Origin of the sequence: Mycolicibacter icosiumassiliensis (assembly GCF_900078685.2) — a bacterium.
Classification (GTDB): Bacteria; Actinomycetota; Actinomycetes; order Mycobacteriales; family Mycobacteriaceae; genus Mycobacterium; species Mycobacterium icosiumassiliensis.
In genome coordinates this window covers 2,558,832-2,581,378 of record NZ_LT546166.1, presented here as the reverse complement: position 1 = coordinate 2,581,378, position 22,547 = coordinate 2,558,832, and the positions used below count along the sequence as shown (strand labels likewise).

The following is a 22,547-nucleotide window of genomic DNA, read 5'->3' as shown; positions in this document are numbered from 1 at the left end:
CGGCGCTTCCGTCACTCGTCTTCATTTTTCTTCTAACCAGCGGCTGTGCTCGGCGCGGTCGTCCGCGCGGAAGCCGGTGTCTATCTCGGTGCCCGACGGCAGGCGCCAGCGGATCGCCAGCACTCCGTCGTAGGCGCGGGTGGGCAGAGAAGGAATAGCGCGCCCGGCGATGCCGCGTTCGGTGCGGACCGCGATCACCGCGTCCTGGGGAATCCAGATCGGGCGAGCGCCGCTGCGCTGCACCATGATTCCCTCGGGATAGCGGGTCAGCACCGCCTTGGTGCGATAGCCCAAGTCGCCGACCACCACTCGGTCGTTCCACTTCGGGGCCAGCGTGCAACCGAGGTACTGCCCGCGAGTGGCAGCCACGGTGGGCGAGCCCACCGTGTCGGGCACGCTCGGCAGCGTCCCGATCAGCGCGTCCTGCAGCTGGCCGCGGCGGCGCCAACCGCGCATCATCAGCCGGATCACCACGCCGATCAGCACCACCAGCAGAAAAGCGAAGACCAGCGAGCCGATCAACGTGGGGGTGTTCATGCCGGGCTCTTCCCGTCCCGAGCGGTGATCCGGCCACGCAACAGGGTCGCGGTGACGGTCGCGGGCAGGGTCATCTCTTCATAGGGGGTGTTGTCCGAGCGGCTGGCCAGCTGCGCACCGGTGACCACCCAGGTCGTGTCGGGATCGACGACGGTCAGGTTGGCCGGCTCACCCACCTCCAGTGGGCGGCCCTGGTCGGGCAGACCGACAATCTGTGCCGGCCGCTCGCTCATCACCCGGGCCACATCGCGCCAGGTCAGCAGGCCGGTCTGCACCATGGTGGCCACCACCACCGACAGTGCGGTCTGCAGACCCAGCATCCCGGGCCGGGCAACCGAGAACTCGCAGCACTTCTCGTGCTCGGCGTGCGGAGCGTGGTCGGTGGCCACGCAGTCGATGACGCCGTCGGCCAGGGCGCGGCGCAGGGCGACTGTGTCACTGGCCTCGCGCAGCGGCGGGTTGACCCGGTTGCGGCCGTCGTAGTCGGCGAGCCGGCTGTCGTCGAGCATCAGGTGATGCGGGGTGACTTCGGCGGTCACCGAGATACCTTGAGCCTTAGCCCATTTGAGAAGCTCGACCGTTCCGGCGGTGGACGCGTGGCAGATGTGCAGGCGGGCGCGGGCGTCGCGGGCCAGCAGGACATCCCGGGCCACGATCGACTCTTCGGCGACGCGCGGCCAGCCGGCCAGGCCCAGCCGGGCGGCGTTGGGCCCCTCGTGGGCGACCGACCCGACGGTCAGCCGCGGCTCCTCGGCGTGCTGGGCGATCAACACCCCCAGTCCGGTCGCGTACTCCAGCGCCCGACGCATCACCAGGGGGTCGTCCACACAAACACCGTCGTCGGAGAACATCCGAACGCCCGCGGTACCGGCGGCCATCATGCCCATCTCGGTCAGCTGCGTGCCACCCAGTCCGACCGTCACCGCGCCGACCGGGTGCACGTCGACGAGGCCGATCTGCTGTCCGCGCTGCCAGACATGGTCGGTGACCACCGGAGAGTCGGCGACGGGATCGGTGTTGGCCATCGCGAACACCGCGGTGTAGCCACCCAGGGCCGCCGCCGCGGATCCGGTTTCGATGTCCTCGGCGTATTCGCGGCCCGGTTCACGCAGATGGGTGTGCAGGTCGACGAAGCCCGGCAGCAACACCTGTCCGGGCGCGTCGATGATCTCGCACTCGTCCGGAACGGCTAGACCGGTGCCGATCTTCGCGATCTGGCCGCCTTCCACCAGGACATCGACCTGGTCGCCTTCGCCGTAGCACCGCACTCCGCGAATCAGCACGCTCACAGCTCTGCCTCCCCACCCGCGGATTCGCTACCCACCAGCAGATGGAACAGCACCGCCATGCGCACATGCACTCCATTGGAAACCTGTTGCAGCACCGCCGATTGCGGCGAGTCAGCCACCGACGAGGAGATCTCCATGCCGCGCAGGATCGGACCCGGGTGCAGCACCACCGCGTGCTCGGCCAGCATGGCGCGGCGCTTCTCGCTCAATCCGTAACGCACCGAGTACTCCCGCGTCGACGGAAAGAACCCGCCGGTCATCCGTTCGGCCTGCACCCGCAGCATCAGCACCGCGTCGGCGGCCGGCAGCTCGGCGTCGAAGTCATGCGAGACCGTCACCGGCCAGTCGGCGACGCCGACCGGCAGCAGGGTCGGCGGGGCCACCAGCACGACCTCGGCGCCCAGCGTCGACAGCAGGCTGACATTGGAGCGGGCCACCCGGCTGTGCACGATGTCGCCGACGATCACAACGCGGCGGCCCTCAATGCCGCCGAGGCGCTGGCGCAACGTCAGCGCGTCCAGCAACGCCTGCGTGGGGTGTTCGTGGGTGCCGTCCCCGGCATTGATCACCGCCGGGCCGCCGTCGTCGGCGGCTCCGGTCCATTCCGAGAGCAGGTGTGCCGCGCCCGACGACGGGTGGCGGATGATCAGCGCGTCGGCGCCGGCGGCACGCAGGGTCAGCGCGGTGTCGCGCAGCGACTCCCCCTTGCTGACCGAGGATCCCGACGCGGACACGTTGATCACGTCGGCGCTCATCCACTTGCCGGCCACCTCGAAGGAGACCCGGGTCCGGGTGGAGTTCTCGTAGAACATGGTGATCACGGTGCGCCCGCGCAGGGTGGGCAGCTTCTTGACCTCGCGCCCCACCAGCGCCTGGGCGAAGCGGTCCGCGTCGTCGAGGATCGCGGTGGCCTCATCGCGGCTCAAGTCGCCCGCTGCCAGCAGATGCCTGGTGCTCATCGGGTAATCACCACCTGGTCGCGACCGTCGTGTTCTGCCAGTAAGACGTGCACGCTTTCGCCGCGGGCGGTCGGCACGTTCTTGCCGACGTAGTCGGCGCGCACCGGCAGTTCGCGGTGGCCGCGGTCCACCAACACCGCGAGCTGCACGATCCGGGGCCGGCCCACGTCGCGCAGTGCGTCCAGCGCGGCCCGTACCGATCGGCCGGCGAAGAGCACGTCGTCGACCAGGATCACCAGGGCGTCGTCGATGCCGCCCGCCGGGATCGAGGTGGGTTCCAAGGGCCGCGGGGGCTGACGCATCAGGTCGTCGCGGTACAAGGTGATGTCCAAAGCGCCCCAGGCGACGCTGGAAGGCTGGCCACCGCAGAATTCGCTGATCTTGCCGGCCAGCCGCTGGGCCAGGGTGACGCCGCGGGTCGGAATACCCAACAGCACGACGCGTGGGGCGTCCGCACTGTCGGGATCGTCGAGAGCGGTCTTCTCGATGATCTGATGCGCGATACGGGAAATGGTGCGACCCACATCCGCCGAGGACATCAATTCTCGATCGGTGCTGGAACTACCGGCAGCGCCCATGCGACCGCTGGACCTCCTTCTCCGCCTCGCAGGACGGATCGTTAAAGGATGTCGAACTGTCCGGCAGCCTAGCACCGGCCGTTACCCTGGCGGAAATGACCGACCCGCGATCCGCCGAGTGCGCAGGACTGCCGGACTTCGATTTCGAGGCGCTGTACCGCGGTGAAAGCCCCGCCCCCGGGGTTCCGGCGATGCCGACACCGCCATGGGATCTCCGGCGACCCAAGGAGAGCGTCCTGGGCTGGCACACCCAGGGTCTGGTGCGCGGCGCCGTGCTCGATATCGGCTGCGGCTACGGCGACAACGCCATCTATCTTGCCCAGCACGGATTGCGCGTGACCGGGTTGGATATCTCCCCGACCGCATTGGTCACCGCTGAGCGGCGGGCGGCCGCCGCCGGGGTGAGCGTGCGGTTCGCCGTGGCCGATGCCACCCGCCTCGACGGCTACACCGATGCGTTCGACACGGTCGTCGACAGCGGCACCTTCCACTGCCTCGACGACGAGAGCAAACACCGCTACGCCGCCGCGGTGCACCGGGCGACCCGGGCCGGGACCAGCCAGTACGCCATGGTGTCGATGGTGCCGTCGTGCTGCGGGCGGTGCACCGTGCGGGGCAGCAGTGACACCAGGTCCCAGCCGCCGCCGGTGAGCACATCGCGCAGTGTCTGCCGACAGACCGCCACCGGCAGCGGCCGACGCGCCCCGCCCGGCTGCGCGTCACAGAAGCAGCTGCTCAGCAGCGGTGCGGGGATCGGCGGCCCGCTTCGGCCGGCTTCGCCGCGCTCGCGATCGCCGCTAACCTGACCGGGTGAATCTCGACCCCAACCAGGCGCCGCTGCGCGAAGCCTGCGACACCGGCCTGCTCGCCGGGGTGGTGACGCTCGTCTGGCAGCGCGGCACGGTGCTGCAGGTCAACGAGATCGGCCACCGCGACGTTGGCGCCGGCCTGCCGATGACCCGCGACACCGTCTTCCGGATCGCCTCCATGACCAAGCCGGTCACCATCGCCGCCGCGATGACCCTGGTCGACGAAGGCCGACTGCGGCTGACCGACCCCATCGCACACTGGCTGCCGGAGTTAGCCGCACCGCGGGTGCTCCTCGACCCGGCCGGTTCGCTGGAGGCCACCACCGCGGCACGGCGGGCACTCACCGTTGACGATCTGATGACGCATCGCTGCGGCATCGGCTACGGATTCTCGGTCCCCGGCCCGATCGCGCGGGAATACCAGCGACTGCCCTTCGGGCGCGGCCCCGACGCCTGGCTGACGGCACTGGCGGCGCTTCCCCTGGTGGACCAGCCCGGTGAGCGAGTCACCTACGGCCACGGCACCGACGTGCTGGGCGTGCTGCTGTCGCGGATCGAGGGCAAGCCGCTGCCGCAGGTGATCGAGGAACGGATCCTGGGCCCGCTGGGGATGATCGATACCGGGTTCTGCGTCACCCCACAGGCGCGCGGGCGCAGCGCCACCATGTACCGCGTCGACGGGGACACGCTGCGCGACGATGCAATGGGGCCGGTGCCGATCGCGATGCCGGCGTTTCCCAACGCCGGGGGCGGCTTGATGTCCACCGCCGACGACTACCTGGCGTTCGCCCGCATGTTGCTGGCCGACGGCATGTTCGACGGCACCCGGGTGCTCTCGGCGGAATCGGCGCGGGCGATGCGCACCGATCGGCTCACCGACGCCCAGAAGCGGCACCCGTTCCTGGGCGCCCCGTTCTGGGTCGGCCGCGGGTTCGGGCTCAATCTGTCGGTAGTGACCGACCCGGCGAAGTCCCGGCCGCTGTTCGGGCCGGGCGGTGCGGGAGCGTTCGGCTGGCCGGGCGCCTACGGCACCTGGTGGCAGGCGGATCCTGCCGCGGACCTGGTCCTGCTCTATCTGGTGCAGAACTCCCCGACGCTATCCACCGACATGGCAACCGCTGTTGCCGGCAATACCTCGATCGCCAAACTGCGGGTCGCGCAGCCGAAGTTCGTCCGCCGGACCTACGCGGCCCTGGGTTTGTGAGCCGGACCTAGGCAGAAGCGCTCGTCGAGTGTGCGGTTTGGTTGGTTGCAAAGGGATTTCACCGCCCAAACCGCACACTCGGTATGTTTCCTAGAGCTGCTGCCCCGCGCGGCGGGCCTTCGCCAGCGCAGCGTCGCGCATCTGGGCCCGCTCTTCGGCGGTCCAGCGCGTGGTCGGCTCGAAGACCAGGGTCTGGACGTTGTAGCCCAGCATGGTGAACACGTATTCCAGATACGGGCGCTGGAAGTCTTGCAGGTCGGCACGGTCGCCGTCGTAGGCGCTGGAGCGAGTCAAGATGAGTTGCAGCGGCTTGCCCTGCCCCAACGTTCCCACGTGTTCGCCGCGCTCGTTAAGCGTGAAGCTGGCCATCGGTTGCACGATGACATCGATCCAGGCCTTCAGGGCATGCGGCACATGCCAATTCCACATCGGCGACGACACCACCAGCCGATCGAACGAGCGCACCCGGTCGATTTCCGCCAGCACGTCCGACCAGATCTGCTGCTGCTCGGGGGTTCGCCGTTCGCCGTACAGCGGTGCGAACTTGGCGAATGCGGCGTCGCGTCCGAACACCAGCATCTCGTCGGACCACACCGAGAACCGTTCGACGTCGCCGACCGCGGCCGCGGGCGCCGCGTCCAAGAAGGCCTGCGTCAGCGCCGAGGACAGCGAGTGCTCTTGCTTCGGGCTGGCCTCCACCCACAGCGTCTTCATGGTGTCCTTACGTCGGTCAGATCATGGAGATCGGTGAGATCTTCACGCCGGCCTCGAGTGCGCCAGACAACTCGCGGGCCACGTCGTAGTCGAAGACTACGTGCCCGCAGATGACGTCGACGTCGCGTTTGGCGCGCTGCAGCGGGTTGGTGACGAACTGCGCACTGGCACCGGAGGATTCGAGCAGATCGGCGATCACGGAGCGGGATTCGTGCACGATGTACGCGGCCGCGGCCCGGGCATCGGCCCGAACGGGCCGCCCGATCCGCTCACGGGCGTCCACCGCGTCTTGAATCCGGCCGGCGGTGTCGTCGAGCAAGCCGCGCAGAGCCCGCAGCCGAACCCGCGCATCGCCGAGGCGGATCTGGGCCGCCGGCTGGTTCTTCTGCGCAGCACCGGAATACGCCAGCACTCGTTCGGCCAGGCGCTCGGCGAACAGGTCGGCGACCCATTCGGCCGACCCGAGGGCGGGCATCGCGGCCACCAGCGCCAGCGCCGGGACCATCGGCCACCGGTACACCGACACGTCATGCAGCTCGGCGCCGGGGGCGGTACCGGAGTAGACGTCGACGACCTTGACCAGCCGGTGCGACGGAACAAACACACTATCGATCACGACGTCGTTGGATCCGGTTGCCCGCATCCCGGCGGTGTGCCAGACATCCTCGACGACGATCTCGCTGACCGGCAACAGCGCCAGCGCCGGGTAGGGCTCTTCGCTGGGTCCGCAGATCGCACCGACCATGATCCAGTCGGCGTCCATCACTCCGGTCGCCCACGACCATCGCCCGGAAAGCCGGATGCCGTCACCGTCGGGCACGCCGCGCCCGGTGGGTGCTAGCGGCGCCGGGCACAGCACCGGCCCGGCAGCGAATACCTCGTCCTGGGCCTGCTCGCCGAAGAGGGCCAGCATCCAGTTGTGCAGCATGTAGAACCCGAGCGTCCAGGCACTCGACGCGCAGCCGTGCGCCATCCGCCGAATCGGGTCGAGAATCTCGGGAAACTCGCCCTGCCGCCCGCCGTAGCGGGCCGGCAAGAGCAGGCCGGCCAGCCCGGAGCTGCGGAAGTCCTCGACGGTGTCCGCCGGAAGTCGACGCAGCTCTTCGGCTGCCGCGGCGCGCTGCGCCAGTCGGGAGATGAATTCCTCGGTCACCGCGGGGGCCGTCATGGTCGCCATGCCCGGACCGTACCATACCTTTTGGTATGGGTATCAGTGTCGCAGCATAACGTCCAGGAACTGTTCCCGCCGACCGGCGGCTCGCGAGCTCGGCACCGAACCGGACAGATGCAGAAACCCGATTCCGGCGGCGAACGTTGCGTTGGCACGCATGTCGGCCTCGTCGGGCTCGAAACCGTCGTCGAGGAATACCTGGCGAACCGCCTTGAGCACCCGCCGATCCGAGCTGCGTACCGCCGCGGCGACGGCGTCCTCTGACCGCGCCCATTCGCGGATCGCCCGCTCCAGCATCCAATGCGAGGGACCGACCAGGGCGGTCATCATGCGCGATAACCGCTGACGCGGCGGTAGTTCCGACAGTGCATCGAAATCGCCGCGGTCGGCGTCGCGCACGGCGGCCCAGGTGTCGACCAACGCCTGCCGGTAGGCCTTCATGTCGGCGAAATGCCAGTAGAAGCTGCCCTTGGTGACACCGAGCCGCTTGCAGAGCCGGTCGATGGTCAGCGCCTTGAGCCCGTCTTCGGCCAGAATCCGGAAGCCGGCCTGCACCCAGTCCTGTACGGACAGCCGGGAATTGCCACCCGGCCCGCCAACTGCATCCGACGTGGCCATCACGAGTCAGCGTACTGACCCGGCCGCTTCCTGCAAGGCCCGACGCGCGTACGCGCGAACGTCGGCGTCGTTGTCCTTGATCGCGATACCGAGCGCGTCACGGGCGTTGACGTCGGATTCGGCCCAGCGGGTCAGCCCCAGTACGGCAGCTTTGCGGACGTCAAGGTGCGGGTCTTCGAGCGCCACCGTCAGCAGCGGCACCGCCGCGTCGGCGTCCGCACCGACCAGCGCGCGCGCCGCGCCGACCCGTACCTGCCACGCCGACTCGCGCAGTGCCGGTGTGACGACGGCGAGGTCCTGCGGCCCGCAGCCGATCTCACCGAGCGCGGCCAGCGCCGCGGCGCGTACCAGTGGGTCTGGGTCGGCGATCAGGCCTCGCACGGAGTCGGCACCGGCACGCAACGTCGCCAAGGCATTGGCCGTGGCGACGCGTACTTCGCGGTTGCGGTCGCCGGCGGCGATTGCCACCGTCGCCGCGTCGTCGACCGAGACCAGTGCGCGCACCGCTTCGATGCGTACCCGGTGGTCGGGGTCGGCCAGGGCGGCTCGGTAGTCCGCCGGGTCTCCGATCCGCCGGCTGGACAACAGGTACACCACGGCGGCCCGGACCACCGGATCGGGCGAGTTGCGCTGCTCAGCGACCAACCCTGGATCCGATATCACTTCCACGAGCTCACGTGCGCCGTCTGCAGCGGTCCGGCGCACCGCGGCGTCGGCATCGGCCAGCGCACCGAACAGCGCGCCGGCGTAGCCGTCGGGAGTGTGCTCGCTCAGCGCAGCGACCGCGGTACGGCGCACCGCAGGATCGGGATCACCGAGGAAGCCGGCCAGGTCGGCCAGCGTCGGCTCCTCGAGGGCGACCACCGCCGCGATACGCGGCGACGGCGGGTGCGCGGCGGCCCGTGCCGCAACCCGTGACTCCGCGGTCGCCGGCGCCTGGCCTCCCAGCAGCGGCGGCTGAGCCACCGCATGCACTGACTGGTCGCTCGGCGGCAGCCCGTCCAGTTCGGGAACGGCCACGAAGTAGGGGGCGACGGGACGCTTGAGGAATTCCATTGCGCCGTCGGCACGTTTGCGCACATTGAGGTGGTAGCCCCACTGAGTGTCATCACGGCCGGGCAGGTCGGCACGGTCGTGGTAGAGGCCCCAACGGGACTCGGTACGGGTCAGCGATGACCGGGCGGCCAACTCCGCGCAGTCACGGATAAACGACACCTCGACGGCGCGCATCAGCTCGTGCGGGCTGCGGGCTCCCATCTGGGCGATCTCACCGCGCATCCGCTCGAAGGTCTGCACTGCCAGCGACAGTTTGGCAGCCGATTTCGGCGGCGCCACATAGTCGTTGACGAACCGGCGCAGTTTGTATTCTACCTGCGGCTGTGGCGGGCCGTCGGGGTGGCGCAACGGGCGATAGATCAGCTCGTGGGCCTCGGCGAGCTGGTCGGCCGGCAACTCCTGCGACGCCGCGATGTCACCCAGGGTGGTTGCCGCATCCGCGCCGGCGAGGTCGCCGAACACGAAGGCACCGATCATGTAGTTGTGCGGCACGCAGGCCAGGTCGCCGGCAGCGTACAGGCCGGGAACCGTGGTGCGGGCATGCTCGTCGACCCACACTCCCGATGCGGAATGCCCTGAGCACAAACCGATCTCGGAGATGTGCATCTCAATATCGTGGGTGCGGTAGTCATGTCCGCGGTTGGCGTGAAAGGTTCCGCGGGTGGGCCGCTCGGTGGTGTGCAGGATGTTCTCCAGCGCCGACAGCGTCTCGTCGGGCAGGTGCGAAACCTTGAGGTAGATCGGCCCGCGCGCGGAGTCGATCTCGGATTTGACCTCGGCCATCATCTGGCCGGACCAGTAGTCGGAGTCGACGAATCGCTCCCCCAGCGAGTTCACCTGATAGCCGCCGAACGGATTGGCCACGTAGGCGCAGGCAGGTCCGTTGTAGTCCTTGATCAGCGGGTTGACCTGGAAGCATTCGATGCCGGACAGCTCGGCGCCGGCGTGATAGGCCATCGAGTAGCCGTCGCCGGCATTGGTCGGGTTCTCGTAAGTGCCATACAGATAACCCGAGGCGGGCAGCCCGAGGCGCCCGCATGGCCCGGTGGCCAGGATCACCGCCTTAGCTCCGACCGCCACGAATTCTCCGGTGCGGGTGTGCAATGCGGCAGCGCCCACTGCTCGGCCGTCACGGGTGAGCACCCGCACCGGCATCAGCCGGTTCTCGATGCGGATCTTCTCCCGCATCGAGCGTTGCCGCAGCACCCGGTAGAGCGCCTTCTTGACGTCCTTGCCCTCCGGCATCGGCAGCACATAGGAGCCGGACCGGTGTACCCGGCGCACCGCGTATTCGCCGTGCTCATCCTTTTCGAACTTCACCCCGTAACGTTCCAGCCGCTGCACCATCGCAAAGCCCCGGGTGGCGGTCTGATAGATGGTGCGCTGGTTGACGATTCCGTCGTTGGCGCGGGTGATCTCGGCGACATAGTCCTCGGGTTCGGCCTTGCCGGGGATCACGGCGTTGTTGACGCCGTCCATGCCCATCGCCAACGCCCCGGAGTGCCGCACGTGGGCCTTCTCCAGCAGCAGCACCTGCGCGCCATGTTCGGCGGCGGTGAGTGCGGCCATGGTGCCGGCGGTGCCGCCGCCGATCACCAGCACATCGCAGTCCAGCCGCTGCGGTGTCGCGACATCCGGGATCTGCAGGGAGTCCTGCGTCATGAGTGCTCCAATGCGGTGAGGATGGTGGTGCGCAGTGCGGGTTCGGCTCGGCCACTGCGCGGTTCGGGTACCTCGATCAGCGCCCGCAGCGGCTCTCCGGCGCGCCCCAGCACCGCCACTCGGTCTCCGAGCGCCAAAGCCTCGTCGACATCGTGGGTCACGAACACGATCGTGGTCGGGTGCGATCGCCAGGTGTCGACCAGCAGCGCCTGCATGGCGGCACGGGTGGCGCTGTCCAGCGCGCCGAACGGTTCGTCCATCATCACCGCGCGGGGCGCACCGGCCAGGCCGCGGGCCAGCTGAACGCGTTGTCGCATCCCGCCGGAGAGGCTGTTGGGCAGATAGTCGCCGAAGCCGGTCAGCCCCAGCTCGGCGATCCACCGATCGGCTTGGGCCCGCCGCCCGGTGCGAGGCACACCGCGCAGCCGCAGCGCCAGCTCAATGTTGGAGCGCACCGAACGCCACGGCAGCAGCGCGTTGTCCTGAAACACCACGCCACGGTCCCTCGAGGTGGTCCTCACCACGGCGTCGTCGGCGAGTACCTGCCCCTGATCCGGATGCAGCAATCCGGCCAGTGCCCGCAGCACCGTCGACTTGCCGCAGCCGGACGGACCCGTCAGCACCAGGATCTCGCCCGGGCGCACGGCCAGGCTCAGCTCGTCGATCACCGGAGAGCCGGTGTAGGACAGCCGGACCCGGTCCAGCGTCAGGCTCATGCCGACTGTCATCGCCCGTTCTCCGCACTTCGCGGCAGCCAGCGGGTCAGCCGACGCCCGACCGTCTCCACCGCCGCCGAAGTGGCGAACCCCAGGACGCCGATGGTGATGATGCCGACGAACACGTCCGGGTAGGCCAGCACGGTGTACGCCTGCCAGGTGCGATACCCGATTCCGAGACGCCCGGAGATCATCTCCGCCGAGATCACGCAGATCCACGACACACCCATGCCGACCGACAGGCCGCCGAACACGCCCGGCAGGATGCCCGGAATCACCACCTGGCTCAACACGTCCCAGCGTCCGCCGCCCAGGGTGCGCACCGAGTCCTCCCACAGCGTGGGCAGGGCACGCACCGCGTGGCGGGTGCTGACCAAGATCGGGAAGAAGGCCGCCAGGAACGTGATGAACACGATGCCCTGTTCGCTGGCCGGAAAGAGCAGGATCGCAACCGGAACCAGCGCGATGGCCGGGATAGGCCGGATCAGTTCGGTGAGCGGGCCGACCACGTCGGCAGCCACCCGCGACCTGCCCAGCAGAATGCCGGTTGCCACACCGACCGTCGCCGCCAGGCCAAATCCGGTGAGGATCCGGATCAGCGACTGCGCCAGATCCAACCAGTACGCCTCGGTGCCCAACCGGCGCACCAAGGTGGTGAAGACCTCATCGACGGTCGGCAGGGTGTCGAACCGCAGCCACCACCGCACATCGGCGACGGTCAACAGCTGCCACAGCCCCAGTGCGGCCGCTACCGAGCCCAGCCGCAGCAGCCAGGACCGCCGGAGTGTCCGGGCCCGGCGCGGCACGGCTCCTACAGGAGCGGACACAGCCGGCGCACCAGCCAGAACCGCGGTCACGCCGCACCCGCCAGGGCCTGACGGTAATCCAGCACAACGCCACCCGGATGCGCGGCGATATAGCGTTGCGCCCCAGCGGTGGTGTCGAAGGGCAGGTAGTGCGCACCGTCGCGAACCCACGCCGATTTGTCGGCGAACCACCGCGTCCCCAGTTCGGCGTCGTGGACATAGGCGGCCCGCACCTGATCGCCACGGGCGTTCGCGGCCCGCACCGCGTCCAGCAACGCGTCGGAGTCCGGCACGGTCACGGTGGTTTCGGTGCCGTCCAGCCAGAGTTCACCGCCAACCGTCGTCGGCTGGTCGATCGCGGCGACCGCCTTGTCGTAGTCCAGCTTTCGCGCAGCGAACGCGGCGCGCAGCGGCCTGTCGTCGACGAACCCGTCCACGTCGAAGTCGTCCAGCTCGGCGAAGTCGCCGATCGACTTGAGATAGGGCACGTCATTCTTCAGCGCGGCGACCAGTTGCGGTTTGAGCGTGGCGTCGAACGAAGTGCCGCGCGGCCCGTTGTAGAGGTAGACGACCTCCTGCGGCAGCCCGCTGCCCTCGGCGACGATGCGGGCCGCCTCCAACGGTTTGCGTTTCAGGAAGTCGGTGGCCTCGAGCTGGGCTTGCAGGAATGCGTCAAGCACTTCTGGGTGGGCTCGCGCATAGCTTCGGCGCACCACCACCCCATGCAGGGTCGGATAGTTGAGTTCGGCACCGTCGTAGAGCAGGCGGGCCCGATCCTGATACACCAGCAGTCCGGGCCAGGCCACGAATTGCGACAGGCCTTGGACCTGACCGGATTCCAGCGCTGATGCCCCGACCTGAGGCTGCTGATTGAGCACTTCGACGTGCGCGCCGGTGCTGGCCAGTGCGCGCACCAGGGTGCCGTGACCCGCCGAGCCCACGCTGGCCGACACCTTGGCCCCGGCCAGGTCGGCCAGCGTGTCCGCATCCGAGCCGGGCGACACCACCACCATGTTCAGCGCACCGGCCGGGTGGTAGCCGGTCACCGAGACGATCTCGGTACGGGCCTGCTCGGTGGCCCGGGTTCGGACGCCGTTGACCAGCATGGGGTAGTCCCCCATCGACCCGATGTCGATCTTCTCGGCAAGCATCTGGGCGGTGATCGGTGCTCCGGTGTCATAGTCCTGCCAGTCGACCCGGTATCGGGTTCCGGTCCGGGTGGTGATGTCGGCGAGCCGGCGCTCCAGGTAGCCGCGAGCTCGCAGCAGCGTGCCCGCCGTCGCGGTGTTGATGGTCTTGGACTGGTAACCCACCACCACGTCGATGGAGTCACCGGCAGTGGTGGTGTCCAGCGAGCATCCGGCCGCGGCGAGGACGGCGCTGGTCAGCAGGATGAGGGATCTCTTCATGAAACACCTTGCCGGTCAATGTATTCAGCGAATGAGATAGGGCATGTTGACGGTGACAGCGCCGGTCGGACAGCGCGCGGCGCACGGTCCGCAGTACCAGCATTCGTCGACGTGCATGAAGGCTTTGCCGTTGTCGGGGTTGATCGCCAGGGAATCCAGCGGGCAGATGTCGACGCACAGCGTGCAGCCGGAGATGCACAGCGATTCATCGATCGTCACGGGGACATCGGTACGGCCGTTGACCAGCGTCATGGTTAGCTCCTTGTCAGAGTGCCGCGCATGGTGACGCGGTCACCGCGCATCCGGATGTATTCGAGATCGACGGGCCGGCCGTCCTCCAGGCTGGTGAGCCTTTCCAGCATCAGCAGGGCCGCGCCGCCGGGAAGCTGCAGAATTGCCGCGGTGTGCGGGTCGGCCGGAATCGCCTCCAGCGCCAAGGCCGCGTCGCCCAGGCGTTGGCCGCTGACCTGTTCGATCAGTGGAAACACGTCGGTGGACTCCAAGGGATGGGCCAGCACGGCGGAGCCGATATCGGGGGCCAGGTAGGTCTGGTCCAGGCTCAGCGGCACATCACCCAGGTAGCGCAGTCGTTCGATGAAGACCACTTCGGCGCCGGCACCAAGTCCCAGCCGCCGGGCGACCGACGGTGGAGCATCCACCATCGTCGCCACCCGGACCTCGTTGCGCACGTCCCCGTGGCCGTCGAAGGTCTCCTTCAGCCCGCGCAAGGCGTCCAGTCCGTGATCGTATTTGTGCTGCGCCACATGGGTGCCGGTTCTCGGCCCGCGATGGATCAGCCCTTCGGCTTTCAGGGCGGCCAGCGCCTCGCGAACGATGTTGCGGGAGACGACGAACTCCGTGGCCAGTTCGGGCTCACCGGGCAGTCCGTCGTCGTAGGCGCCGGCATGGATCTGATGGCGCAGGACGTCGGCGACCTGCCGTGCCCGATCCGCGCGGCGAATCGGCTGCGATGCGACGCGGGCTTCAGGCATGCAGACACGCTAAGGCGCGCCGCCCCGGCAGCCCCAGAGCGGCGAAACCCGCTGACATCGCGGTAAAACGCATTGCGCCACCCGTTCGCTGCGAGCTGCCAGCGAAAACCTCCTGGCGCAGACGCATTGCGCCGCTGCGGCGCCGACGGCCCGGGTAACAATCGCGGTGACGCTAATCGGCCACGTCCGGTGCTCGCCCGTAGCGGGCCAGCGCCTCGGGAGTGAACACTGCCAGCCCCAGCCCGGGGTTGTAGCCGTGAATCTCTTTGACGTCGAGGTCGGCCAGGAAGTACAGGATCTCCTTGGAGATCACCTGACCGGGAACCAGGACCGGGAAACCGGGCGGGTACGGCACCACGAAAGTCGTCGAGACCAGGGTCTTGCCGTCGGCGACACGGCGGCCAGCGTCCCCGAGCAGCACGTGCTCGCGGTCGGACTCTTCATAACCGCCGTAGAACGCCGCACGAATGTCGCCGATCGGGCTGGTGCCGCCGGGACGAAAAGCCGGCGCGAAGGCGCTGAAGTCCGGCAGCGGTGGCAGGTCCTCGGTGATCTCAATGACCCGGCGGCGCTGCAGCGCGCGATCATCGGTGCTGGCCGCGTTCCAGGCGCGGTCCAGTTCGCCGGCGACCCGGCGCAGCGCGTCGAGCAGGTAGTGCACGCTGGACCAGGTGACGCCGATGGTGAAGATCAACAGCACCGAGTTGATCGACGTCTTGTTGATCTGAATTCCGAACCGCTGCATCAAGATCTTCTCGCGGAAGTCGTAGCCGGTCATCCCGGTCTTGCCGACATAGAGGGTGACCCGGGTGGGGTCAAGCACGAATTCGTCGGAACGCCAGGCCTCATTCCACTCCGCCAGCGCCCCTTGGCGTACCTCCCGGTAGGAGCTGACCGTCGATTCGCGGAATCGGTCGGGCACCAAGTCACTCTCGTCAAGGATGTGGAACCATTTGCTGATCAGCCGGTCCTTGCGGACCCGGTGGCGAAACACCAACGCCATGTCGTAGACCCGCCGGACCATGTCGAAGCCTTCGATGTCCACCTGCCGGCGGGCCAAGTCCAGTGAGGCGAGCAGCTGCTGGTTCGGCGAGGTGGAAGTGTGGGTCAAAAACGCCTCAGCAAACGACTCACGGGCCAGCGCGTTGAAGTCCTGATCCCGGACGTGGATCATCGACGCCTGCCGCAGCGCCGACAGCGACTTGTGGGTCGAGTGGGTCGCATACACCCGCACCCGCGCCGACGGGTGCGGCAGCAGCCGGTGCTCGCTCCACTGGTCGCGATCGACGCCTTCCATGCTGTCGTGCCACGCCTGGTACTCCTTGGCGTAGTGCGCCGAGCCCAGCTTGGCCTCCAGACCTTCGGCGGCGACCATCGCGGTGCGTTGCCGAGCCCACGGCACCGCGGTCGCAAACGCGTACCACGCCTCATCCCACAGAAAGCAGATGTCGGGTTTGATCGCCAGGATTTCCTCCATGACACGGCGGGGGTTGTAGACGACGCCGTCGAAAGTGCAGTTGGTCAGCAACAGCATCCGGACCCGATGCAGCTGCCCGGCGGCCTCCAGGTCGAGCAGGGCACGTTTGATGGTGCGCAGCGCCACCGCCCCGTAGATCGCGAACGGCGCCAGCGGGTAGGCGTCCAGGTACAGCGGGTAGGCGCCGGCCAGGACCAGCCCGTAGTGGTGCGACTTGTGGCAGTTCCGGTCGATCAACACGATGTCGCCGGGGCGGGTCAGGGCCTGTACGACAATCTTGTTGGCGGTGGAGGTCCCGTTGGTGACGAAATAGGTGTGGTCGGCGTTCCAGGTCTTGGCCGCCTTGTTCATCGCCACCCGGATGGTGCCGTGCGGGTCCAGCAACGAGTCGAGTCCGCCTGAGGTGGAAGAGGTCTCGGCCATAAAGATGTTGCGGCCGTAGAACTCGCCCATGTCCTGCAGCGAGCGCGAGTTGAAGATGCTGGCGCCGCGCGCCACCGGCAGCGCATGAAACTGCCCGACAGGTTCGGAGGCGTAGGCCCGCAGCGCATCGAAAAACGGTGTGGCGTAGCGCTTCCGGATACCGGCCAGCACGGTGCTGTGCAGGTCGGTGACATCGTTGAGCCGATAGAAGCTTCGGTCATAGACGTCCGGCTCGTCTTCGGTGTCGGCGGCGATCGACTCGTCGGTGAGCAGGTACAGATCGATATGCGGCCGCAGCAGGCGCATCCACTCACCGCATTCGATGGCGTCGCGGCCGCAACCGACGGTCGTCGGATCGTCCTCGGCGCCCAGCAGGGTGGTCATCAGCGGGACTCGGTCGTGTGACCGCAGCGGCAGGTCGTGCCGCACGATCGCGGCCTGGATCTCGCCGTTGAGCGCGACGGCGGTGACCGCATCCTCGACGCTGGACACCACCAGCAGTTCGATCTGCACATCGTCATCGGGGCTGCGCAGTCGGCGCAGGCTTTCCACCAGGCTCTCGGGCACATCCGGCGGCGAGTCGTCGGCCAGCAGCACGGTGTAGAACTGCTGCTGGCGGGCCTGGGCCACCAGTTCCTGGTCAGACAGCGGCAAGCCGAGGTCGAACAGCGCCGCCCGGTCGCCGTAGTCCGACAGCAACCGGACCACCAGCGACACCCGCTCGGTCAGCGACACCGTCGCCATCGACTCCAGGTAGCCGTGGAAGGTCGCCAGGTTCACCGCGCCGGGAAACAGCCAGTACCGCTCGTAGGCGCCGAGCCGGCCGAGGAGGCGTTTGACCCGCGCGGCTTCGTGGGTGGTGTCCAGGCCCGCCCGGTTGGCCTCGGCCAGCTGCCGGCAGGCGTCGTCGAGCAGGTTCCAGGTGTCCAGCCGCGAATACGACGGGTTGGCCACCGCGGCCAACGCCGATACCCGCAGTCTCCGATTCGGTGCGTCCCAGCCCTCGCCCATAGGGCCAGTGTGCCCGTGCCGTGGCGGCCCGGGGCCGGTTCAGTCCGCGGAGTCGGTGTCCGGCTCGCCCGCGCTGTCGGTGTCGGTGTCGGGGGGCGTCGTCGTCCCCCGGACCGCCAGCGAGGCGGCCCGCAACTGCGGTGTCACCAGCATTACCTGGCCCAGCACGCCGTTGACGAACCCGGGCGACTCGTCGGTGGACAACTCCTTGGCCAGCTTGACCGCTTCGTCCACGGCAACCGGCTCCGGCACGTCGTCGGCATGCAGCAACTCCCAGATCGCCACCCGCAGAATCGCCCGGTCCACGGCCGGCAGCCGTTCCAGCTTCCAGCCTTGCAGGTGGGACGTGATCAGGTCGTCAATGTGGGCCGCGTGCTCGGTGACGCCATTGGCCACCGTGACGGTATACGGGTGCAGCGGCGACACGTCGGGCTGCTCACTGGCCAGCGCCGTTCGCAGCTCCGCGCCCTGGGCCGGGGTCAGTCCCCGGGCCTCGGCCTCGAAGAGCACGTCGACGGCACGCTTACGGGCCTGGTGCCGGCCTTTTACCGGCTTGCCAGCGGGCATGGTCAGGAGTTGACCCGTCCCAGGTAGCTGCCGTCGCGAGTGTCGACCTTCAGCTTGTCTCCGGTGTTGATGAACAGCGGCACGTTGATCTGAGCACCGGTCTCCATGGTGGCCGGCTTGGTGCCCGCGCTGGACCGATCGCCCTGCAGGCCGGGCTCGGTGTGGGTGACCTCCAGCTCGACGCTGACCGGCAACTCCAGGTACAGCGCCACCCCGTTGTGGAAGGCGATCTGCACCAGCATGCTCTCCAGCAGGTAGTTCGCCGAGTCGCCGACCAGCGATTCGGGCAGTGGGTGCTGCTCGTAGTCCTCGCTGTCCATGAACACGAAGTCGTTGCCGTCGCGGTACAGGTAGGTGGCGTCGCGGCGGTCGACGGTGGCGGTCTCCACCTTCACGCCGGCGTTGTAGGTCTTGTCCACGACCTTGCCCGACACCACGTTCTTGAGCTTGGTGCGCACGAAGGCCGGACCCTTGCCCGGCTTGACGTGCTGAAACTCGGTGATCTGCCACAACTGGCCGTCGATCACCAGCACCAGCCCGTTTTTGAAGTCAGCAGTTGAAGCCACGGTCGTTCACGTCTCCTAGAGAATGGTCAGTAAGTTCGGGAAGCCAATTGCTCCCCTTAGCGTTTTGACCTGCACCTATGGCAGGCCACGCCCGAGTTTCAGCCTTGCGCAGCGCCCAAACGTAAGGTATCGGGTTCGCCGAAACCTTTGCTGCACACCCCCATGCAACCCTGAGTGCTGGCACCGCTGTCCGCCATCCGCTCCCCCACGACGATCACGCCCTACTTGCGCGGGGCACGACTCTAGCTGGAGTGGTGCGACAACAACGAACACCCGAGCAGCTTACGCGGCCCTTGGTGCAGCATTACACCGGCGAGCTAATCGCAGACGGAAAGGCCGCCAATACCGTGGTCCTCCGTCTAGCCGCCCTGAAGCAATTCACTCGGCGGCTGGTCGAGGATGAGATCCCCGAGGACAACCCCGGCCCGGCGGCGATTCCTACCGCACTTACGCAAGGCTGCGCACGCTGAGCTTGCCAGACGTCCGCCACCGCCGCACCTCGCGTACGGGGCCACGCGCTGCAGGGTTCCTGCGCGCCACCCTGCCCTAGGAACTACAGCCCCAGTGGTGATCGCACCGCACCGCGCCCGGTGAAACGCCGAGCGCCAGCGCCTGCAGGTCGCTGACACCGCTGCGGTTCGATAGTCCGGTGATCACCTCTACAACGCCGTGCGCATCGGCCAATGCGTTGTGGTGGTCTGCAATCGAAGAGCCGAGCGCCTGCAGTACGAACGGCAGGTTGTACTTCGGCAGCTGCAGCGCCCGTTTCGCCATCACCCTGGTGCACAGGTAGTCGATGTCCGGCCATGGCACGCCGTCGGCGTCGCAGGCCCCGCGGATGACCGAGGTGTCGAAGGCAGCGTTGTGGGCGACCACGACGTCACCCCTGATGAAGTCGAGGATATCTGGCAACCGCTCCAGCCAGCGCGGCTGGTCGGCGACCATCTCTGCGGTGATGCCGTGGATTCCGACGTTGATCCGCTCGAAGTAGTCGAGCCCTTCGGGCGGCCGCATCAGCCAGTGCTGCTCCTCGACGGCGACACCGTTGCGGATGCGGACCAGGCCCACCGAGCACGCCGAACCGCGCCGTGCATTGGCGGTCTCAAAGTCAATCGCGGTGTAGTCCATCATCGCGTCACCGGCTCCGGTGCGGCCAGTTCGGCGAACTTCGGTGGAAGCTCTGTCAGCTTCGGGTCACATAATTCCTCGGGCATGATCGGCGGCAATACTCTCGTCTTGGTCTTGGTGGGGAGGCTGCGGCGAACACGTTGCGCGTCCGTGAGGAGCCAGAGCCGCCAGACAGCGGCGACGTAATCGGCGGTCGCCAGAGCACGAAACTGGGGCTCATCACGCTCGCCTGGTATCAGCTCGGGCACCGCCCTGGGGAAGTCCGGGTCGACGAGTTTCCGCGTGGCGGTTCGCGCAGCCTCGACTGCCTCGTCGATGCGCTGTTGATGGCGGACAGTCGCCTTGATCAGAACGTCGAAAACGTCCGGGGTAAGAGGTCTCACGAACGGAACCGGTGAGACAGTGCCGGTGGTGAGGACTACTGCACGGTCGGCGGTCAGCGATCGCATCTTGGTTTCATATCGCTCGTCGTCGTGTGCGATAACGACGGCGTTGGTGTGGTTGACTCGGACGCTTTTCAGTTCGTCGCTGTCACCGTCGCGTTTAAAGCGGGAATCCTCGACCCGGCTGGTGAGCCACACAGCCGTGGTCGCCGCCGACGGTTGCCTGTCCACGACTGCGAACCCGAGCATGGTCCTCCTAGATACGTGGCCGTCGAGTTCCTGCTGCGGCTGGATGACGGCCCCTAGAGGATATCCAGCCGTACTGTTATCGGAGACATTTGTATGCTTTCGTGCTTTGCGATGCCATAAACGGCATACTTGGCCACCATGACGGATGATGAGATCAAGCGGCTGCTGACTCCGCCAGCACGCCGCGGCGTCAACGAAATGAAGCTTCAGATAAGTGAGATCGGACCCGGCTCCCACGTTGGCGCGACATTCACCGATTCCGTTTTCGGCGTGTACGCCGTGCGGGGGGAAGTCGCCCGCGCAAGTCACGGCGACCTCGTCCTCAGTGTCTACTCGATCGAATCGAATGGACGCCCGTCCAACGACGTCCTGCGACTCGACACATCCGGGCGGTCTTACCAGGCCATTGGGCCACGTGAGGCTGCGTTAACTCTCGACCATGGAACGATCGTGCGCGCGACATTCCTAGAGGGGGAGAAAACGTTCGACGTCCTCGGCCCGGCGGTCACCACAACCGGTTCGTCGATGACTGGCGTAGGTCGCTGGGTCTTGGCGCACAAAGGAGCGGTCGGCAGGTCACTGAAAGCGATGGACATCATTGCCCCGTGTCGCGACCTGGGGCTACTTTGCCCTTCGCCCGTTATGAGCTGGGACACCAGCACGAACGGCACCGACTAGGCCCGCATCCACCGCCGTGAGAGGGGCCCCCAGTTCAAACTGGGCGCCGTCGCAGTGACGTGCCTGCAAGCATTCGGCTAGGTCACCGCTTCTTCTGATAGGTAGGGGTACACCGTGGCGCTCGGCGGCAAGCACGTCGACGACCGCTGCTAGCCGTTGTCTTGACCACGGGTGCCGGGCGTCCCCTGCGTGCCGTCGCCACCGTTGCCGCCATCGGTTCCGTTGCCGCCGGTCTCGCCGTACTTACCGTTGCCGCCGTCTCCGCCGCTGCCACCGCGGCCGTCGAGATAGATGGTCGAGCCCTGGTCGCCGGTACCGCAACCAGCACAGCCAGCACCGCCGCCACCGGTCCCACCGCCAGGACTGGCTAGGTAACCAGTGCCGCCTAGGCCGCCAGCGCCGCCCTCGCCGCCCACACCACCGCTGCTGCCGTCACCACCGGCACCTCCAGTACCGCCATCACTGCCCCAGTGCACACCGCCATTACCGCCGTCACCGCCGTCACCACCGTCACCACCAATGCCGCGGTCGCGGCCCAGGCCACCAGAGCCTTCAACACCGCCCCCGTCACCGCCGCCACCCCCACCGGCACCGCCGACACCGCCGACACCGCCGAAGTAGCCGCTACCGCCATGGCCGCCATGGCCGCCATCGCCACCCGCTTGCCCATAGTTCCCGGTAGCGCCAGCGCCACCGTTACCGCCATACCCACCAAAACCAGCAGCGCCCGTCATCCCGTCGTCTGCGTGCTTGCCGTCAGCGGTGGTTCCGCCGAGGCCTCCCACACCGGCCGTCCCGCTTGCTCCCCCGTCGCCACCATTGCCGCCGCTGCCTGCGGTGCCACTGCCAGTTACAAAGCCTCCACCGCCGCCTGTACCGCCAGCACCACCGTTAGTGCTGGCAGCACCGCGGCCCCCGTCGCCGCCGCCAGCACCGTTGCCACTGTTACCGCCTGCACCGCCGACCCCAGCGGTACCGTGCTGACCGGACTGGCCATGCACGGCGTTACCGCCCGCTCCACCGTCACCGCCATTACCGCCGGTGCCACCGCTACCGCCGCTACCACCGTTTCCACCGTCGGCCCCGGCGTCCCCGCTGTTGTTCGCGGCATCGACTCCTGAAGCACCGCTCGCGCCGCTACCGCCGTGACCTCCGGCCCCGCCCTGACCTCCGGTGCCGCCGTCGCCGCCGTTACCAGAGACTGAACCGCCCTGACCCCCAGCACCGCCCCGGCCACCGAAGCCGCCATTGCTCCCATTGGCGCCGGAATCACCTGCGTTCTGGCCGTTCGGGCCGTTACCGCCTGCCACGCCGTTGCCGCCGTTTCCACCAACACCGCCGTTGCCGATATTGCCGCCGTCGCCACCGGCACCGCCGTTACCGCCCGAGGTGCCCGGCGTTGTGGCAGTGAGGCCGTCGCCGCCCCTGCCGCCGTTACCGCCACTGGTTACTGCGTGGCCAGCAGATCCGGCGGTTCCGCTTGTTCCGCCGTTGCTGCCAGCACCAGCCGCCCCGCCGCGCCCGCCATTGCCCGCTATACCAGCG

General features: G+C 67.9%; 23 protein-coding genes. 4 read left to right on the top strand and 19 right to left on the bottom strand.

Annotated features, from left to right (window positions below):
• Window positions 1–21: 21 nt before the first annotated feature.
• From BN4346_RS36405 to pyrR, 4 genes are read right to left on the bottom strand one after another with little or no spacing between them, the layout of a single operon-like run.
• On the bottom strand, window positions 22–537 hold the full coding sequence (locus tag BN4346_RS36405; RefSeq protein ID WP_067972935.1) for a PH-like domain-containing protein: 516 nt from the start codon (window positions 535–537) through the stop codon (window positions 22–24).
• Window positions 534–1,826 carry a dihydroorotase gene (locus tag BN4346_RS36400; protein WP_067972931.1) on the bottom strand — a complete coding sequence of 431 codons (1,293 nt, stop codon included), beginning with the start codon at window positions 1,824–1,826 and terminating at the stop codon, window positions 534–536. The genes BN4346_RS36405 and BN4346_RS36400 overlap by 4 nt, the downstream gene beginning before the upstream one ends.
• The gene (locus tag BN4346_RS36395) at window positions 1,823–2,785 is read right to left on the bottom strand and encodes an aspartate carbamoyltransferase catalytic subunit (protein WP_067972928.1); all 963 of its coding nucleotides are present in this window, start codon (window positions 2,783–2,785) and stop codon (window positions 1,823–1,825) included. The genes BN4346_RS36400 and BN4346_RS36395 overlap by 4 nt, the downstream gene beginning before the upstream one ends.
• Complete coding sequence (gene pyrR / locus BN4346_RS36390; RefSeq protein WP_067972925.1) at window positions 2,782–3,363, bottom strand: bifunctional pyr operon transcriptional regulator/uracil phosphoribosyltransferase PyrR; 582 nt, start codon at window positions 3,361–3,363, stop codon at window positions 2,782–2,784. Before pyrR ends, BN4346_RS36395 begins: the two co-directional genes overlap by 4 nt.
• Before the next feature lie 128 nt (window positions 3,364–3,491).
• Here pyrR and BN4346_RS47720 point away from each other — a divergent pair, with 128 nt between their 5' ends.
• Both BN4346_RS47720 and BN4346_RS36380 read left to right on the top strand, forming a co-directional pair.
• Window positions 3,492–4,169 carry a class I SAM-dependent methyltransferase gene (locus BN4346_RS47720; protein ID WP_235653747.1) on the top strand — a complete coding sequence of 226 codons (678 nt, stop codon included), beginning with the start codon at window positions 3,492–3,494 and terminating at the stop codon, window positions 4,167–4,169.
• Window positions 4,170–4,173: 4 nt separating this feature from the next.
• A complete protein-coding gene (locus BN4346_RS36380; protein WP_067972922.1) occupies window positions 4,174–5,376 on the top strand; it encodes a serine hydrolase domain-containing protein in 1,203 nt (400 codons plus the stop codon).
• A gap of 90 nt (window positions 5,377–5,466) precedes the next feature.
• Here BN4346_RS36380 and BN4346_RS36375 read toward each other — a convergent pair whose 3' ends face one another.
• From BN4346_RS36375 to BN4346_RS36310, 14 genes are all read right to left on the bottom strand, one after another.
• Complete coding sequence (locus tag BN4346_RS36375; protein ID WP_067972920.1) at window positions 5,467–6,090, bottom strand: FMN-dependent NADH-azoreductase; 624 nt, start codon at window positions 6,088–6,090, stop codon at window positions 5,467–5,469.
• 16 nt (window positions 6,091–6,106) lie between these two features.
• Complete coding sequence (locus BN4346_RS36370; RefSeq protein WP_067973184.1) at window positions 6,107–7,258, bottom strand: acyl-CoA dehydrogenase family protein; 1,152 nt, start codon at window positions 7,256–7,258, stop codon at window positions 6,107–6,109.
• A 42-nt stretch (window positions 7,259–7,300) separates the two neighbouring features.
• Window positions 7,301–7,879 carry a TetR/AcrR family transcriptional regulator gene (locus tag BN4346_RS36365; RefSeq protein WP_067972915.1) on the bottom strand — a complete coding sequence of 193 codons (579 nt, stop codon included), beginning with the start codon at window positions 7,877–7,879 and terminating at the stop codon, window positions 7,301–7,303.
• 6 nt (window positions 7,880–7,885) lie between these two features.
• On the bottom strand, window positions 7,886–10,597 hold the full coding sequence (locus BN4346_RS36360) for a fumarate reductase/succinate dehydrogenase flavoprotein subunit (RefSeq protein ID WP_067972912.1): 2,712 nt from the start codon (window positions 10,595–10,597) through the stop codon (window positions 7,886–7,888).
• A complete protein-coding gene (locus tag BN4346_RS36355) occupies window positions 10,594–11,325 on the bottom strand; it encodes an ABC transporter ATP-binding protein (protein ID WP_067972910.1) in 732 nt (243 codons plus the stop codon). Before BN4346_RS36355 ends, BN4346_RS36360 begins: the two co-directional genes overlap by 4 nt.
• Window positions 11,322–12,170 carry an ABC transporter permease gene (locus tag BN4346_RS36350; RefSeq protein ID WP_078058654.1) on the bottom strand — a complete coding sequence of 283 codons (849 nt, stop codon included), beginning with the start codon at window positions 12,168–12,170 and terminating at the stop codon, window positions 11,322–11,324. The genes BN4346_RS36355 and BN4346_RS36350 overlap by 4 nt, the downstream gene beginning before the upstream one ends.
• Complete coding sequence (locus tag BN4346_RS36345; RefSeq protein WP_067972906.1) at window positions 12,167–13,528, bottom strand: ABC transporter substrate-binding protein; 1,362 nt, start codon at window positions 13,526–13,528, stop codon at window positions 12,167–12,169. Before BN4346_RS36345 ends, BN4346_RS36350 begins: the two co-directional genes overlap by 4 nt.
• A gap of 24 nt (window positions 13,529–13,552) precedes the next feature.
• On the bottom strand, window positions 13,553–13,780 hold the full coding sequence (locus BN4346_RS36340) for a 4Fe-4S dicluster domain-containing protein (protein ID WP_046284748.1): 228 nt from the start codon (window positions 13,778–13,780) through the stop codon (window positions 13,553–13,555).
• Between the two features lie 2 nt (window positions 13,781–13,782).
• Window positions 13,783–14,520 (bottom strand): GntR family transcriptional regulator, encoded by a 738-nt coding sequence (locus BN4346_RS36335; protein WP_067972902.1) that lies wholly within the window; start codon window positions 14,518–14,520, stop codon window positions 13,783–13,785.
• 172 nt (window positions 14,521–14,692) lie between these two features.
• On the bottom strand, window positions 14,693–17,431 hold the full coding sequence (locus tag BN4346_RS36330) for an aminotransferase class I/II-fold pyridoxal phosphate-dependent enzyme (RefSeq protein ID WP_078058653.1): 2,739 nt from the start codon (window positions 17,429–17,431) through the stop codon (window positions 14,693–14,695).
• Between the two features lie 39 nt (window positions 17,432–17,470).
• Window positions 17,471–17,998 (bottom strand): transcription antitermination factor NusB, encoded by a 528-nt coding sequence (gene nusB, locus BN4346_RS36325; protein ID WP_067972899.1) that lies wholly within the window; start codon window positions 17,996–17,998, stop codon window positions 17,471–17,473.
• Window positions 17,999–18,000: 2 nt separating this feature from the next.
• Entirely contained in the window at window positions 18,001–18,564 is a 564-nt protein-coding gene (efp, locus tag BN4346_RS36320) for an elongation factor P (protein ID WP_067972896.1), read from the bottom strand.
• 546 nt (window positions 18,565–19,110) lie between these two features.
• Window positions 19,111–19,695 carry a 3'-5' exonuclease gene (locus BN4346_RS36315; RefSeq protein WP_078058652.1) on the bottom strand — a complete coding sequence of 195 codons (585 nt, stop codon included), beginning with the start codon at window positions 19,693–19,695 and terminating at the stop codon, window positions 19,111–19,113.
• Window positions 19,692–20,324: a hypothetical protein gene (locus tag BN4346_RS36310; RefSeq protein WP_067972891.1), complete on the bottom strand. Its 633-nt coding sequence runs from the start codon at window positions 20,322–20,324 to the stop codon at window positions 19,692–19,694. Before BN4346_RS36310 ends, BN4346_RS36315 begins: the two co-directional genes overlap by 4 nt.
• Window positions 20,325–20,462: 138 nt before the next feature.
• On the opposite strand from BN4346_RS36310, the gene BN4346_RS36305 reads away from it, so the two are divergent.
• A complete protein-coding gene (locus BN4346_RS36305; protein WP_067972888.1) occupies window positions 20,463–21,002 on the top strand; it encodes a hypothetical protein in 540 nt (179 codons plus the stop codon).
• Window positions 21,003–21,387: 385 nt separating this feature from the next.
• On the opposite strand, the gene BN4346_RS36295 is transcribed toward BN4346_RS36305, so the two are convergent.
• The gene (locus BN4346_RS36295; RefSeq protein WP_096867527.1) at window positions 21,388–21,708 is read right to left on the bottom strand and encodes a hypothetical protein; all 321 of its coding nucleotides are present in this window, start codon (window positions 21,706–21,708) and stop codon (window positions 21,388–21,390) included.
• Between the two features lie 40 nt (window positions 21,709–21,748).
• Here BN4346_RS36295 and BN4346_RS47715 point away from each other — a divergent pair, with 40 nt between their 5' ends.
• Complete coding sequence (locus BN4346_RS47715) at window positions 21,749–22,123, top strand: hypothetical protein (RefSeq protein ID WP_154677598.1); 375 nt, start codon at window positions 21,749–21,751, stop codon at window positions 22,121–22,123.
• The last annotated feature ends 424 nt before the right edge of the window (window positions 22,124–22,547 follow it).

Excerpts from the sequence above, each read along its gene's own strand:
- BN4346_RS36315 (WP_078058652.1), bottom strand. The coding sequence starts at position 19,695 with ATGATGGACTACACCGCGATTGACTTTGAGACCGCCAATGCACGGCGC.
- pyrR (WP_067972925.1), bottom strand. The coding sequence starts at position 3,363 with ATGGGCGCTGCCGGTAGTTCCAGCACCGATCGAGAATTGATGTCCTCG.
- BN4346_RS36355 (WP_067972910.1), bottom strand. The coding sequence starts at position 11,325 with ATGACAGTCGGCATGAGCCTGACGCTGGACCGGGTCCGGCTGTCCTAC.
- BN4346_RS36340 (WP_046284748.1), bottom strand. The coding sequence starts at position 13,780 with ATGACGCTGGTCAACGGCCGTACCGATGTCCCCGTGACGATCGATGAA.
- BN4346_RS36305 (WP_067972888.1), top strand. The coding sequence starts at position 20,463 with ATGACGGATGATGAGATCAAGCGGCTGCTGACTCCGCCAGCACGCCGC.
- BN4346_RS36395 (WP_067972928.1), bottom strand. The coding sequence starts at position 2,785 with ATGAGCACCAGGCATCTGCTGGCAGCGGGCGACTTGAGCCGCGATGAG.
- BN4346_RS36295 (WP_096867527.1), bottom strand. The coding sequence starts at position 21,708 with ATGGCGGTAACGGTGGCGCTGGCGCTACCGGGAACTATGGGCAAGCGG.
- BN4346_RS36370 (WP_067973184.1), bottom strand. The coding sequence starts at position 7,258 with ATGACGGCCCCCGCGGTGACCGAGGAATTCATCTCCCGACTGGCGCAG.
- BN4346_RS36360 (WP_067972912.1), bottom strand. The coding sequence starts at position 10,597 with ATGACGCAGGACTCCCTGCAGATCCCGGATGTCGCGACACCGCAGCGG.
- BN4346_RS36310 (WP_067972891.1), bottom strand. The coding sequence starts at position 20,324 with ATGCTCGGGTTCGCAGTCGTGGACAGGCAACCGTCGGCGGCGACCACG.
- BN4346_RS36365 (WP_067972915.1), bottom strand. The coding sequence starts at position 7,879 with ATGGCCACGTCGGATGCAGTTGGCGGGCCGGGTGGCAATTCCCGGCTG.
- nusB (WP_067972899.1), bottom strand. The coding sequence starts at position 17,998 with ATGCCCGCTGGCAAGCCGGTAAAAGGCCGGCACCAGGCCCGTAAGCGT.
- BN4346_RS36345 (WP_067972906.1), bottom strand. The coding sequence starts at position 13,528 with ATGAAGAGATCCCTCATCCTGCTGACCAGCGCCGTCCTCGCCGCGGCC.
- BN4346_RS36330 (WP_078058653.1), bottom strand. The coding sequence starts at position 17,431 with ATGGGCGAGGGCTGGGACGCACCGAATCGGAGACTGCGGGTATCGGCG.
- BN4346_RS36405 (WP_067972935.1), bottom strand. The coding sequence starts at position 537 with ATGAACACCCCCACGTTGATCGGCTCGCTGGTCTTCGCTTTTCTGCTG.
- BN4346_RS36335 (WP_067972902.1), bottom strand. The coding sequence starts at position 14,520 with ATGCCTGAAGCCCGCGTCGCATCGCAGCCGATTCGCCGCGCGGATCGG.
- BN4346_RS36375 (WP_067972920.1), bottom strand. The coding sequence starts at position 6,090 with ATGAAGACGCTGTGGGTGGAGGCCAGCCCGAAGCAAGAGCACTCGCTG.